General features: G+C 67.9%; 12 protein-coding genes, 1 tRNA gene and 1 pseudogene. 6 read left to right on the top strand and 8 right to left on the bottom strand.

Annotated elements, in window-relative coordinates; genetic code table 11:
* Window positions 1-186, bottom strand: a pseudogene (locus tag LL06_RS27915) (hypothetical protein); the annotation flags it as partial.
* Window positions 187-399: 213 nt separating this feature from the next.
* Between LL06_RS27915 and LL06_RS20905 the strand changes: the two are divergent.
* Together LL06_RS20905 and trxC are read left to right on the top strand one after the other, a co-directional pair.
* On the top strand, window positions 400-1,770 hold the full coding sequence (locus LL06_RS20905; protein WP_152599710.1) for an aldehyde dehydrogenase family protein: 1,371 nt from the start codon (window positions 400-402) through the stop codon (window positions 1,768-1,770).
* An 87-nt stretch (window positions 1,771-1,857) separates the two neighbouring features.
* On the top strand, window positions 1,858-2,298 hold the full coding sequence (gene trxC / locus LL06_RS20900; protein WP_035531349.1) for a thioredoxin TrxC: 441 nt from the start codon (window positions 1,858-1,860) through the stop codon (window positions 2,296-2,298).
* A gap of 109 nt (window positions 2,299-2,407) precedes the next feature.
* On the opposite strand, the gene LL06_RS20895 is transcribed toward trxC, so the two are convergent.
* The 5 genes from LL06_RS20895 to rpiA all read right to left on the bottom strand — a co-directional run bounded on the left by LL06_RS20895 (window position 2,408) and on the right by rpiA (window position 7,348).
* Window positions 2,408-3,169 (bottom strand): hypothetical protein, encoded by a 762-nt coding sequence (locus LL06_RS20895; protein WP_152599709.1) that lies wholly within the window; start codon window positions 3,167-3,169, stop codon window positions 2,408-2,410.
* A gap of 67 nt (window positions 3,170-3,236) precedes the next feature.
* Complete coding sequence (locus tag LL06_RS20890; protein WP_035531346.1) at window positions 3,237-4,091, bottom strand: LysR family transcriptional regulator; 855 nt, start codon at window positions 4,089-4,091, stop codon at window positions 3,237-3,239.
* Window positions 4,092-4,420: 329 nt separating this feature from the next.
* Window positions 4,421-5,809 carry a glutathione-disulfide reductase gene (gene gor / locus LL06_RS20885; protein ID WP_035531344.1) on the bottom strand — a complete coding sequence of 463 codons (1,389 nt, stop codon included), beginning with the start codon at window positions 5,807-5,809 and terminating at the stop codon, window positions 4,421-4,423.
* Window positions 5,810-6,043: 234 nt separating this feature from the next.
* The gene (locus LL06_RS20880) at window positions 6,044-6,631 is read right to left on the bottom strand and encodes a DUF2059 domain-containing protein (protein WP_052161788.1); all 588 of its coding nucleotides are present in this window, start codon (window positions 6,629-6,631) and stop codon (window positions 6,044-6,046) included.
* 18 nt (window positions 6,632-6,649) lie between these two features.
* Entirely contained in the window at window positions 6,650-7,348 is a 699-nt protein-coding gene (rpiA, locus tag LL06_RS20875) for a ribose-5-phosphate isomerase RpiA (RefSeq protein ID WP_035531342.1), read from the bottom strand.
* A gap of 184 nt (window positions 7,349-7,532) precedes the next feature.
* Here rpiA and LL06_RS20870 point away from each other — a divergent pair, with 184 nt between their 5' ends.
* Together LL06_RS20870 and LL06_RS20865 are read left to right on the top strand one after the other, a co-directional pair.
* Window positions 7,533-8,222: an HAD family hydrolase gene (locus LL06_RS20870; RefSeq protein ID WP_035531339.1), complete on the top strand. Its 690-nt coding sequence runs from the start codon at window positions 7,533-7,535 to the stop codon at window positions 8,220-8,222.
* Window positions 8,223-8,371: 149 nt separating this feature from the next.
* Window positions 8,372-8,446 (top strand) — tRNA-Val (locus LL06_RS20865).
* A 61-nt stretch (window positions 8,447-8,507) separates the two neighbouring features.
* Here LL06_RS20865 and LL06_RS20860 read toward each other — a convergent pair.
* Entirely contained in the window at window positions 8,508-10,802 is a 2,295-nt protein-coding gene (locus LL06_RS20860; RefSeq protein ID WP_081964116.1) for a GGDEF and EAL domain-containing protein, read from the bottom strand.
* Window positions 10,781-11,578, bottom strand: coding sequence for a substrate-binding domain-containing protein (locus LL06_RS26555; RefSeq protein WP_161785005.1), 798 nt, complete (start codon window positions 11,576-11,578; stop codon window positions 10,781-10,783). Before LL06_RS26555 ends, LL06_RS20860 begins: the two co-directional genes overlap by 22 nt.
* A gap of 343 nt (window positions 11,579-11,921) precedes the next feature.
* On the opposite strand from LL06_RS26555, the gene LL06_RS20850 reads away from it, so the two are divergent.
* Together LL06_RS20850 and LL06_RS20845 are read left to right on the top strand one after the other, a co-directional pair.
* Window positions 11,922-12,857 carry a DnaJ C-terminal domain-containing protein gene (locus LL06_RS20850; RefSeq protein ID WP_035531333.1) on the top strand — a complete coding sequence of 312 codons (936 nt, stop codon included), beginning with the start codon at window positions 11,922-11,924 and terminating at the stop codon, window positions 12,855-12,857.
* Window positions 12,854-13,186 carry a hypothetical protein gene (locus LL06_RS20845; RefSeq protein ID WP_035531330.1) on the top strand — a complete coding sequence of 111 codons (333 nt, stop codon included), beginning with the start codon at window positions 12,854-12,856 and terminating at the stop codon, window positions 13,184-13,186. The genes LL06_RS20850 and LL06_RS20845 overlap by 4 nt, the downstream gene beginning before the upstream one ends.
* Window positions 13,187-13,392: the final 206 nt, after the last annotated feature.

Here is a 13,392-nt window from a genome sequence, read left to right as displayed (position 1 = left end):
GGCGAGCGGCGTCGGCCCCATGTCGGGCCGCGCCCGCCAGGTCCGCCGCCAGCCGCTCAGCCGCGCCGGCCACGCCGCCACCACGCCCGGGTGCAGCGTGCGCCGGTTGACGAGCGAGCCGTAGCCGAAATAACCCACCAGCCGGGCCTCGCGTGCCATATGCTCGAAATCATCGACGGGGGTCATCAGTGCACCTTTCTCATCTCAACCGAACGCAATAGCGGCCCGGAGCATGACACGGGACATGGGCGATCCGGCGCTTGAAGTCAAAAAAGCCTTCCATCCGGAACAGGCTGGCCGCATCCCCCGCCCGTCGACAGAAAGGCGGGCGGAGCCTATGGTCGGACAGGCGGAGCCGTGGCCCGCATGCTCCGCAGCCTCAGTTCGGGATTGACCGCCATGACCCAGATCTCCCAGACCGTCGCCGATCTCCGCGCCGGCTTCGACACCGGCAGGACCAGGCCGATCGAATGGCGGCGGGCGCAGTTGCACCGGCTCAAGGCGATGATCGAGGACAATGAAGGCGCCCTGCTCGACGCGCTGCACGCCGATCTCGGCAAATCCGCCTTCGAGGGCCGGCTGACCGAGACCGGCACGGTGCTGGCCGAGATCACCCACGTGCTCAGGCATCTCAAGGGCTGGATGCGGCCCGCCCGGGTCTGGACGCCGCTCACCAACCAGCCCGGCTACGCCATGATCAGGCCCGAGCCGCTCGGCGTGGCGCTGATCATCGCGCCGTGGAACTACCCGTTCTACCTGCTCGCCATGCCGCTGATCGGGGCGATCGCCGCGGGCAATTGCGCGGTGCTCAAGCCGTCGGAGATTTCCGCCCACACGTCGCGGGTCCTGGCCCGGCTGATCCCGGACTTCATGGACAGCCAGGCGATCCGCGTCGTCGAGGGCGACGCGGAAACGGCGACCGAACTGCTGGAGCAGCGCTTCGACCACATCTTCTTCACCGGCGGCGAGCATGTCGGAAAGATCGTCATGACGGCGGCCGCCAAGCACCTGACGCCGGTAACGCTGGAGCTCGGCGGCAAGAGCCCGGCGATCGTCGCGTCAGACTGTGATCTCCAGCTCGCGGCGCGGCGGGTGGCCTGGGGCAAGTTCCTGAATGCCGGCCAGACCTGCATCGCGCCCGACTATGTGCTGGTCGAGGAGAAGGCCGCGGACGCCTTTGTCGCCGGGCTGAAGACGGCGATCACCGATTTCTTCGGTGCGGACCCGAAGGCGAGCCCGGACTATCCGCGGCTGGTGAGCGACCGGCATTTCGCCCGCGTGCGGGACCTGATCGCCGGCGGCACGGTCGCCGCGGGCGGCGAGTGCGACCCGGAGACGCGCTACATTGCGCCCACGGTGCTCACGGGCGTCGACCTGCAGGCGCCGGTGATGCGCGAGGAGATCTTCGGGCCGGTGTTGCCGGTCGTCCCCTACCGCGGCATCGAAGAGGCGATCGCCTTCGTCACCGCGCGGCCCAAGCCGCTGGCGCTCTATCTGTTCTCCAATGCGCGCGAGATCCGCGAAAAGGTTCTCGCAGGGACCAGTTCCGGCGGCGCCTGCATCAACGACGTGGTGATGCATCTGGCGGTGCCCGAACTGCCCTTCGGCGGCGTCGGCGCGAGCGGCATGGGCGCCTGCCATGGCCGCGCTTCGTTCGACACGTTCAGCCACGCCAGGAGCGTGCTGGTGAAGTCCGAATGGCCCGACCTGCCGCTGCGCTATGCGCCGTTCACCAGCGCCAAGTTCAAATGGCTGAGGCGGCTGATGTGAGACCGGCCGATCCGGCTGGGACTTGACGCATGTCAACGCTTGAGGCGCCGGTTGGGCTCAGGATGGAGCGATGCCGAGGAGACCGACATGACAGACATGATCCACATCACCTGCCCCGCCTGCCAGGCCAAGAACCGCATCCCCGCGGCCAAGCTCGGCGCCAAGCCGAGCTGCGGTGCCTGCAAGGCGGCGCTGTTTCCGGACGCCCCGTTCGAGCTGGACGAGGCCGGGCTCAACAGGCACCTGAAGACCGACGAGCTGCCGCTGCTGGTCGATTTCTGGGCGCCTTGGTGCGGGCCTTGCCGGGCAATGGCGCCGATGTTCGCGCAGGCCTCGCGCGAGATGGCGCCCGCGGTGCGTTTCGCCAAGCTCGACACCGAGCAGCACCAGGCGGTCGGCAGCAGGTTCCAGATCCGCGGCATTCCGCTGATCATCCTGTTCGATCATGGCCGCGAGGTGGCCCGCCAGGCCGGCGCGATGAATGCCGGCCAGATCACCGGCTGGGTGCGGCAGCATCTCAAGGCTTAAGGCTCGCCGGACGACACGGGCGGGACCGCCAGGCGGCGTGCTGACGCCGCGGATTTTGTGGCGGCGGCCCTTAGGCGGGTGATTCACCGCATGAAGGCGCTGATTCAGTTCACCCGGATGTCTTCGCAAGCGATTGAAGATACGCGACAATCCGACGCCACCAGGATCGCGCCGCCGGTGCCGGCCAGTCCACGCGGGCCTCGGGCGGGCCGAAATCGCGGTCCGCGCCGGCCGCGCTCAGCGCCGCCTCGAAGATCTGGCAGTTGCGCGCGATCTCGTCGCCGACGAGCCGCGTATCGCCGTTGACGATGTCGCGCGCGGCACGGTAGTCGAGCCCGTCGGCGGTGCGGAAATCAGCAAGCTTGCAGGGCCGGAACCAGCCCTCGATCATGCCGGCAAAGGCCACATGGGCGGAGACGACCGGATCGAGGATCAGGTCGTAATCGCGGGACAAGGGCACGCGGACGCCGAAGCGCCTGAACAGATTTTCCTCAGCGTTCACATAATTGCGGCGGTGGGTGAGCTGGATGTCGCCGCCGCCGACCGGGTGGCGCCCGGTCTCGTCGGGCAGCCAGTAGGGCGTCTTCACCCAGGCGAGCCGACCGGCGTCAAAAGCCTTCTGCAGCCGTTCGGCCGATGTCCTGCGGTCGGGCGCGAAGGCCTCCAACACCGGCTCCATCCGCCCGCCGGTCTCGCGGTAGATCTGGCCGAGGCTTGCCGCGAGAAAGGTCAGCGGATGATCGGCCGCGTACCAGCGCGCCCAGACATCGAGCTTGACCGCGAGCCCTGCCCGCTGCGCCGGCGTCAGCCCGTCCGGGAACAGGCGCGGATCGGTGACGGTCAGGTGATGGAAGAAGGCGTCGCGGTTCATGGCGCCAGTCTGACACCGATTCGGGGCCTGCGCGGAACGGCCGATGCGCCCGCGCGCCATCGGCGGGTCAGCCGAGGAACCGGGCGGAGTGGCTCGCCAATAGTTCCGCCACCCGGTCGATCACCAGCCGCACCTCCGGCCGGCGGCGGTCGTCGTCGTTGGCGACGATCCACAGCGGGTGGTCGAGCGCGGCGAGCGTCTCGCCCTCGCGCTTGAGCGCCGGGTTGGCGTCGCCCGAAAACACCGGCAGCACGCCGCGCCCGGCGCCCGCCTGCACCAGCGTTTCCACGAGCCGCGCATCGCCGGTCCAGGTCAGGATCTGCGATTCGTGGTTCTCGAACACGTAGCGGTCCGCGGCCGAGCGCGCCGATTCCGTGCCGACCGAGATCCACGGCAGGTCGGGGTCCTCGGCCAGCGCGCTGGCCCGGTAGACCGCGTAGCGCTCAATGACGCTGCGGCGCTTGGCGAGATTGCCCGACACCGGCTCGACGCCGAGCACGGCCACGTCGGCACCGCGGAAGGTCATGTCGAGATCGGCGTCGGCGGTCTTGACGCAGAGCCGGAAGGAATCCGACGCGGAGCGGATCGCGGCGATGTTCTCGGCCACGAAGGGGGCGAGCCCCGGCTCGGCGGCGATGGAGACCAGCGGCAGCGCGAAGGCGTGCCTGTGCCAGTCGGCGATGCCGTCGGCGGCCTGGCGCATCACCCGCCCCCGCTCGAGCAGGATCTCGCCGTCATGGGCGAGCCGGTAGCCCTGCTGGCTGCGGATGAACAGGCTGCGGCCGAGCGTCCGCTCCAGCGCCAGCATGCGTCGGCCGATGGTGGCGGCGCTGAGCCCGGTGCCGGCCGCGGCAGCACTCAGCCCGCCGCGCTCCGCCACCTGGAAGAAGAGCTGCAAATCGTCCCAGTTGGCATCCGCCATGGCCGGCTCCGTGAACATGATCCCCCGCCGCCCGAAGATAGGGACGAAGGGGCGCGATTGCCATTTTTCACCGCTGAAACGCCCCTTTCAATCCTGCCGCTACAGATCGCGCGCCGCGAGGGCTACGTCAGGCCTGTCGCAACACGAAGGAGGCGAGACGATGCACCTGGCATGGATGATGATCTGGAGACACGGCGCCCCTGCCCGGCCGCGGGCAGCCTTCGCCGACCCCCTCGAGGCCGAGGAGTGGCGCGGGCTCGAATGGACCGACCGGCTGTTTGCCCGGCTCCTGCGCGGGCCGCGCCCGGTCCGGGCCCCGGCCGCGCCGCTCAGACCCGCTTGCCGCCCTTCACGCGGTAGCTTGGCTGGTACATCGTCACCAGTTCCTCGCTCGCGGTAGGGTGGACGGCCATGGTGCGGTCGAAATCGTCCTTGGTGCATCCGGCCTTGAGCGCGATGCCCAGGAGCTGCGCCATCTCGCCGGCGTCGTGGCCGAGGATGTGGACGCCGAGCACGGTGCGGTCTTCCGCGTTGACGACGATCTTCATGATCGATTTTTCCGCCCGGCCCGACAGCGTCGCCTTCATCGGCCGGAACTCGGCGCGGTAGATCTCGAGCGCGTCGAAGCGCCTCGCCGCCTCGTCTTCCGACAGGCCGACGGTGCCGATCTCGGGCTGCGAGAACACGGCGGTGGCAATCATGTCGTGGTCGGGCGAGGTCGGGCGATCGCGGTAGAGCGTGTCGATCAGGCACATCGCCTCGTGGATCGCCACCGGCGTCAACTGCACCCGGTCGGTGACGTCGCCCACCGCATAGATGCTTTCCACGTTGGTGCGGGAATATTCGTCGACCAGGATCTCGCCCTTGATGCCGGTCTTCACCCCCGCCGCCTCGAGCCCGAGCCCGTGGGTGTTGGGATCGCGGCCGAGCGCCAGCATGACCTGGTCGGCGGCGAGCGCCTTGCCCGCCGAAGTGTGCGCGAGCAGCCGCCCGTCGGGGCCGCGCTCGATCTTCTCGAACACCTCGTGGCAGAGAATGCGGATGCCCTTTGCCTCCATCGCCGCATGCAGGCCGCGGCGCATGTCCTCGTCGAAGCACGACAGGATCTCCTTGCCGCGGTAGATGAGCGTGGTCTCGACGCCGAGCCCGTGGAAGATATTGGCGAATTCCACGGCGATGTAGCCGCCGCCGGCGATCAGGATGGCCTTGGGCAGGCTTTCGAGATGGAAGGCCTCGTTGGAGCTGATGCAGAGCTCGTGGCCCGGCAGAGCCGCATGCGGATTGGCCCGGCCGCCGACCGCGATCAAAATGTGCTTGGCCGTCACCGTCTTTCCGGTGGCCTTGATCAGCACCGAATGGGGTCCGGTGAGCTCGGCGCGCGAGACGATGATCTCGGCGCCGGCGTTCTCGAGACCGCGCCGGTAGAGGCCTTCCAGCCGGTCGATCTCGCGGTCCTTGTTGGCGATCAGCGTCGGCCAGTCGAAGCGCGCCTCGCCCGGCGTCCAGCCGAAGCCGCGGCTGTCCTCGAAATGCTCGCCATACTGGGAAGCGTAGACGAACAGTTTCTTGGGCACGCAGCCGCGGATGACGCAGGTGCCGCCGAAGCGGTATTCCTCGGCGATCGCCACCTTCTTGCCGAGCCCCGCCGCAAGCCGCGCCGCGCGCACGCCGCCCGATCCGCCGCCGATCACGAACAGGTCGAAGTCGAAGTCGGTCATGGCGGGAATCCTTCTCGCGGGGCTTTGGCGACAGGCGCCGGATCGGTGGGGCCGGAGCGGGGAACCCGCAGGGCGGCCACCCTATTTAGCCCCGCAGGCGCAAAAGAAAAGCCCGGAAACAGGTCCGGGCTTTCGATTGAGTGGTCCAACACGACCTTGTGATGGCGATGGCTGCGCCGGGACCGGCGGCCGGCGGCGACTGGACGCCAGGCGGGCCCGACCCGTTTCGAGGCCTTACGGCTTGGGCGCGGCTTCCGTCGTGGGCGCCGTTTCCGTCGTCGGCGCAGGCACGGTCTCGTCGTCGACCTTCGGGCGCGCGCCGATCTTGGCCTGCAGCGCCGCATTGACGTTCTGCGCCAGGTCGCGGGCGATGCCGGACGACCAGATTTCAGCCGACTTGATCAGTTCGCGGGTCACCAGCGGACCGTTGTCGATCAGCTTCTGGCCGGGAGCGGAATTGTAGAAATCGGCGATCGCCGTCAGCTCTTCCTGGGTGAAGGACTTGGCGTAGATCTGCGCCGCTTCCTTTTCCAGATCCGCGCGGCGGGGAACGATCTTCAGCGCTTCCTCGTCGATGGTGGCGCTGATGACTTCCTGCAGGTCGGCATTGGAGCGAATCAACTCGGTCTTGAGCTGCTCGGCGGCGGCCGGAATGACGATGTCGAACTGATCGGTTGACTTGAGCGCGGAAATCGCCGCGCGGGCGGCGGCGAGATGCGCGTCGCTGAGCTCCTGCGCGAGCGCCGAATGGCCGGCGACGACGAGGCTCGAAGCCACGATCAACCCCGCGCCGAGACGCTTGAGACCGGTGAAAATAGTCATGTTGGGTGTCACTCCTGTTTAGTTCTTCGCCAGCAATGTCCGCGCGCCGGTCTGAGAGGCAATGATCGCGGCATCCGCCATGTTGAGAAATAGTCCGTGTTCGACCACGCCCGGGATCGCGGCAAGCCCGTTTGCGAGCGCTTCTGCATCCGGAATGCGGCCAAAAGATGCATCGAGGATGAAATGTCCGCCGTCGGTGAGATAGGGGCCGTCCTTGTCCGGCCGCTGCACGATGGCGCCGTTGAGATCAAGCCGCGAGGCCAGCCGCTCGACGGCGATCCGGGTCGCCGCCAGGCCGAAGGGCGCGACCTCGATGGGCAGCGGAAAGCGGCCGAGCGTGTCGACCAGCTTGCTCTCGTCGGCGATGACGATCATCCGCGCCGAGGCCGCGGCGACGATCTTCTCGCGCAGCAGCGCGCCGCCGCCGCCCTTGATCAGGCCGAGCGCGCCGTCGACCTCGTCGGCGCCGTCGATGGTGAGATCGAGCTCGGGCAGGTCATCGAGCGAGAACAGCGGCACGCCCAGTTCGACGCAGAGCCGCGCCGTGCGCTCGGATGTCGGCACGCCCTGGATCGAGAACCCCTCGGCGACCTTCTCGGCAAGCAGGCGGACGAATTCGTCCGCGGTCGAACCGGTGCCGATGCCCAGCCGCATTCCGTCCTCGACATGATCGAGGGCCGCCTGCGCTGCAGCGATTTTGAGTTGCCGGGCGTCCATGCCAGCTTTCCGTCGTTGTTGCTACTGGACCGCCTGTTAGCATGTAAGATGCGGGGAGGCAAAGCCCGTGTTCAGGCTCCCGCGGCCGCGGGTGGCGGCACGCCGGAATGCGCCGCTCCGCCATTGCCAGCCCGGGGCGCAGGCGGTACTGAGCCCGCATCGACACCGCCCATCCGGAGCCCGCATGACCTCTCCCCTGGTAATCTTCGACCTCGACGGCACCCTGATCGACACCGCGCCGGATCTGATGGCGAGCCTCAATCACGTGATGGACCTCAGCGGGCTCGCGCATGTGGAGTTCAAGGACATGACCTGGCTGGTCGGCCAGGGCGCCAAGATGATGATCGAGCGGGCCTGGGCGCATCACGACCACCCCGCCTCGCCCGAACAGCTCGAGACCGCCTTCGCGGCCTTCTTGGTGCATTATTCGGCCGAAATGCCGGGACGGTCGCAGCCCTATCCGGGCCTGGTCGCGGCGCTTGACCGGCTGCAGGCGGCGGGCATGGATCTCGCGGTCTGCACCAACAAGACCGAGGCCCTGGCGCTGCGCCTGCTCGAGAGCCTGGGTCTCACCCATCGCTTCGCCGCGATCACCGGCGGCGACACCTTCGCGGTCAAGAAGCCGCATGGCGACCATATCCTGGGTACCATCGCCAGGGCCGGCGGCAGCCGCGACAATGCGGTGATGATCGGCGACAGCATCAACGACATCCTGGCGGCGCAGAATGCCAATGTGCCGGCGATCGCCGTCCCCTTCGGCTATTCCGACAAGCCGGTCGAGGATTTCAAGCCCGATCTCGTGCTCGACCATTTCGACGGGCTGAGCGCCGAACTGGTGGGCGAGCTGATCGCCGCCCGCCGCCGGGCGGGCTGAGGCGCGCCGCCGCGACGGCGCGGCCGGGACGGTCCGGCCCGCCTGGCCAGGCATTCTGCCACAAGGGCCGAACTGGCGCTTGACGCCTGCCCCGCTCACCGCTTATACCGCCGCTCAGCCGTTCGCGCCGCCTCAGGCGGGCATGCGACGGGCGCGTAGCTCAGCGGGAGAGCACTGCCTTCACACGGCAGGGGTCACAGGTTCAATCCCTGTCGCGCCCACCATTCCTTTATCCTGGTCTTCATCCTACGCCTTCGCGGCGGCCTCGACAGTTCCGCGGGTGGATCAGCCGTGGGCGCGCCTGGGCGATACGGGCTGACTTGGGGCGGTCTGGGGAGCACTGAGGGCGGCGGCGTCCTGACGCAGCGCGAAGGTCAGCGCCTCGGGAGCGGGCGACGGGCGGGCGTAGACGAAGCCCTGGACCACGTCGCAGCCGAGTTCGCGCAGCAGCTCCACCTCCTCGGGCGTCTCGGCGCCTTCGGCGACCGTGGTCATGCCCAGGCCGCGGCCGAGCCCGATGATGCCGCGCAGCAGTTCGGTCCGGCGCCCCGATGCGGTGACGCCGTCGATGAAGATGCGGTCGATCTTCAATTTGTCGAAGGGAAGCTGGGTGAGATAGCCGAGCGACGAGAAGCCGGTTCCGAAATCATCGAGCGCCAGCACCACGCCATGCTGCTTCAATGCCTTGAGCACCGAGCGGACCCGGGTTTCCTCCTGGTCGACCAGCAGCGATTCGGTCAGTTCCAGGCACAGCAGCTCCGGCGGATAGCCGGTCTCGGCCAGCACCCGGCCGACATCGTTGACGAGGTCGGTGCTCCAGAGCTGGGCCACCGAGATGTTGACCGCCATCTCGCGCGGCGGCGCGCCGGCGTCGAGCCAGGCCTTGGCCTGGACCACGGCGTGGCGCAGCACCCAACTGCCGATGTCGCAGATCAGATGCGAGCTTTCCGCGATCGGGATGAACACCGAGGGCGGGATATTGCCCAGCGTCGGGTGGGTCCAGCGGATCAGCGCCTCGAAGCCGGTGACCCGCCCGCTCGCAAGATCGATCTGCGGCTGGTAATGCAGCGAAAGCCCCGCGTCCTCGTGCAGGGCGGTGCGAAGCTCGTTGGCGAAGGCGACCTTCTGCTGGACCGCGTCGTCCATGCCCGGCTCGAACATCACGGAGCGGCCGCGCCCCTCCTCCTTCGCCCGGTAGAGGGCGAGATCGGCATTGCGCAGCAATTCGGTGACCCCTGCCCCGTGCTCGAGCACGCGGGCGATGCCGATGCTGGTGCCGATGGCGATTTCCACCTGCTCGAGGAACACCGTGCCCGAGATCGACTCCAGCACCGACGCGGCGATGGACTCGACGTCGGGGCCGCCCGCACCGCATTCGACGACGATGGCGAATTCGTCGCCGCCAAGCCGCGCGATGAAATGATCGTGGCCCAGCGTGCGGGCCAGGAGATGGGCGATCTTGACCAAGAGCGCGTCGCCGATGGTGTGGCCCATGGTGTCGTTGACGTCCTTGAAACGGTCGAGATCGAGCAGCAGCAGGGCGCCGCCCGAGCCCGAGCGCGCGCAGCGGCCGATCATGTCGTCGAGATGGCGCTGGAACAGCGCCCGGTTGGCGAGACCTGTCAGCGGATCGTGGTAGGCGAGCTGCTCGAGCTGCGCCTCGGCCTCCTTGCGGTCGGTGATGTCCTGGATGGTGCCGTAGATGCCTGTGGCCTTGCCGGTGTCGTCGTAGCGGGTCTTGGTGGTGATCGCGAACTGGCCGATCGTGCCGTCGCCGCGCCGGACCTTGAGATCGACGGTGCTGACGGCGCCGGTCTTGCGCGCCTGCTTCTGCGACTGGATCAGCTGTTCCGCGCCATCCTCGGCATAGATCGCCATGACCGCGGTGTACCGCGGCACGAAGCTGGCCCGGTCGTAGCCGAGCAGCCGGTAGATCTCGTCCGACCACCAGAGGGTGCGATCGCCGAAACCATAGCTCCAGTCGCCGATCCGGCCGAGCGACTGGGCTTCGTACAATTGGGCGGTGCGGGTCTTGAGGTCGTGGCTGAAATCCTCGAGCTGCGTGATCGCCCGGTTGAGCGAATGCAGCGGCCTGGCCCGGGCGAAATAGGCGCTGATGCCGAACAGGGTGCTCAGGATCGACAGTGTCAGCACCTCAAGCGCCAGATGCGTGAGCGGCAGGCTCACATCGGTCCACCCGACCTGGCGTCCGGCGGAGACCAGCGGCGCGCGGCGGGTCAGGCTCAGGGTGCCCGGCCGGAGCCCGACCGCCAGCACCTGCTTGCCGTCGGCGTCGTAGATGGAAAGCCCGGTCACCGAGAGCTGGGCGTCATCGAGCTCGAGGATCTCGGCGAGCCGGACCTTCTGGTAGCGCCACATCTTTTCGTGCGTGTAGATGTATTTGGACAGCCTGCCCGCCTGCAGTTCGGCGACGAAGGCGGCATGGGCGCCGAGATAGCCCAGCGACACCATGGCATAGGTGAGCGGCGGCACGATGGCGAGGAGAACGGCCACGACCAGCGCCGTGCGCAGCCGCGGCTCGAGGGCGATGCTTTGCGTCAGTTCATGATCGGAAGGCATGCAGCCTCGCGCAGGATGGCCACGCCCTCATCCGACCGGATGAAGGCGATGAAGCGCTCGGCAAGGGGAGCCGGGGCTCCGGCGACAATCATGTGGAACAGCTTCACATAGGGGTATTGCCCCGCCTCGACGCTTTCCACCGACGGCGCGACACCGTCGATGCTCATGAACTGCAGCCGCCGGCCCTCGGTGACGACCTGGGCCAGGCTCGTGCCGACCAGCGAGCCTTCGACATCGGCGGCCATGTCCAGATTGTCCTGATCGGTGGCGGCGACGGAGACGTCGGGGCGCGCCCGCACATCGTGGATCGCCTCGGCCATGCCTGGAAAGGTCTCGCCCAGGAGCGCCGTGTCGCTTTCGCTGAGCGGCCGCAGGATCACCCGCACCGGGGTGCCATCGGGCCAGGTCGACGTTACCGAGGCGAAGAAAGCGGCGAGATCGGCGGCGGCGATGTCGCCGGGGCGCGGATGCGAGCTGACCATGCCGTAGGGGGTGCGCGCGAAGGGCGATCCGGTGAGGCCCGCCTCGGCTTCCGCCTGCTTGAGCGGCCGGGCGGAGACGGCGATGTCGAGCGCGCCGTCCATCGTCGCCGAGATCGCCCCGGAACTGCCGAGACCGGGGATGACCTCGACCTCGACGCCCGCCTCGTAAGTCTCGAAAGCCGCGCCCAGGCGCTTCATAAGTTCGGTGGCGGCGCCGGTGCCGCCGATGCGCAGGACCGCGCCCTGCGCCGCCGCCGGACCGCAGGCGGCGAACAGCGCGAGACCGAAAAGCAAGCCCAGCGCCCGTTTCGCGCCTCCTGGATACATGCCGACCCCCATCAAACCCAAGGGGGGCACTTTAGAATAAATGCAATTAACAGGATATGAACCCGCCGCGGCAGGAATTGGGCAACAGGCGCGCGGCATTCCGCCAGCGTCCGGACTGGCATTTGCGGCGCGGCATCCCTATCTCGATCATGCGTGCGGTTCCCACGGGGCTTGATCAAGCTCAATGCGAAAAAGTCCGCGACGGATCATAGAATGGTTGTAGATTCGTGGCTCTCCTGCTCCGCCTCGCCATCATCGCGGGGCGAGGCCGCGAAGGTCATGAGTACATGCGAATGCCGGAGCTTACCCAATGAAAAATCCCTACGAGATCCTCGGCGTCAAGAAGACGGCCAGCGATGCGGAAATCAAGGCGGCCTTCAAGAAGCTCGCCAAGAAGCACCATCCCGACCTGCACCCCGACGACAAGGCGGCCGAGGCCCGCTTCAAGGAGATCTCGGGCGCCCATGAGTTCCTCAAGGACAAGGAGCGCCGCCGCCGCTTCGACGCGGGCGAGATCGACGCCTCGGGCGCGGAAACCCAGCAGCAGCGCTTCTATCGCGACTATGCCGGTCCCGCGGGAAGCCATGCGCGTCAGGACGGATTTGCCGGCAACGACGATCTCGAGGAATTCCTTGCCCGCGCCTTTGGCGGCATGGGCGGCGGCATGGGAGGCATGGGCGCGGGCGCCGGGCGCGCGTCGATGAAGGCGCGCGGCCAGGACGTGACCTACAGCCTGCGCGTCCCCTTCCGGCTCGCGGCGCTCGGCGGCGTGCAGAAGCTGCAACTGCCCGACGGCAAGACATTGAACGTCACCATTCCCGAAGGCGCCGAGGACCGGCAGACATTGAGGCTCAAGGGCCAGGGCGGACCCGGCTTCAACGGCGGCCCGGCCGGCGACGCCTTCATCGAGCTGCACATCGAGCCCGACGCGCATTTCGTCCGCAAGGACGACAATGTGCATATCGAGGTGCCGGTGACGCTCAGCGAAGCCGTGCTCGGCGCGAAGATCGAGGTGCCGACAATTTCCGGACCGGTGAGCCTGACGGTGCCGAAGGGATCGAACACCGGCACCAAGCTGCGGTTGAAGGACCGCGGCATCCGGAACGCCAAGTCCGGCGTCCGCGGACACCAGTATGTCGCCCTCAAGGTGGTGCTGCCCGAGGGCGAGGAGCCCGAGCTGGCGGCGTTCCTGGAAGGCTGGAAACCGCGCCGCGCGCAAAATCCCCGCAAGGAGATGCTGTTATGAAGAACCTTGAAGAGATCGTCTCGCTGGTCCCCGACCTCGATCGTTCCGACCTGGAGCGCTGGCTGCACGACGCCCTGATCGTGGCCGTGGAGGACCATGGCTCGCCGCGCCTCGACGATGTCCAGGTCGCCCGCGTGCGGCTGATCTGCGCGCTGCGCTACGACATGGAGGTGGAGGAAGAGACGCTGCCGGTGGTGCTCGACCTGATCGACCAGCTCCACGCCACCCGCGAGCGGCTGTTCAGGCTGAGCCAGGCGGTGCTGGCCCAGGACGACGAAGTCAGGGCCGCCGTGCTCGACATCATGGCCGAGACCAGGCGCGGGCGCTGAGGCAAGGTGCGGAGCTGCGCTTTTTGACGGCCCTGGAGCTTCTGGTCGATTGGCGTGGGAGACCCTCAACAATCGTCATGCCGGCGAAGGCCGGCATCCAGCGCGATCAAGTCCTTGATCGCAAGAGACTCTCTCACGGCGCAGACGCGCCGTGGCTGGATTCCGGCTCAGGGCCGGAATGACGGGAGATGGGGACCGGCCATTCC

The organism is Hoeflea sp. BAL378 (assembly GCF_000759435.1).
Lineage (GTDB): Bacteria > Pseudomonadota > Alphaproteobacteria > Rhizobiales > Rhizobiaceae > Hoeflea.
The sequence above is the reverse complement of the archived record's forward strand: the minus strand, read 5'-3'. Positions and strand labels throughout refer to the sequence as shown.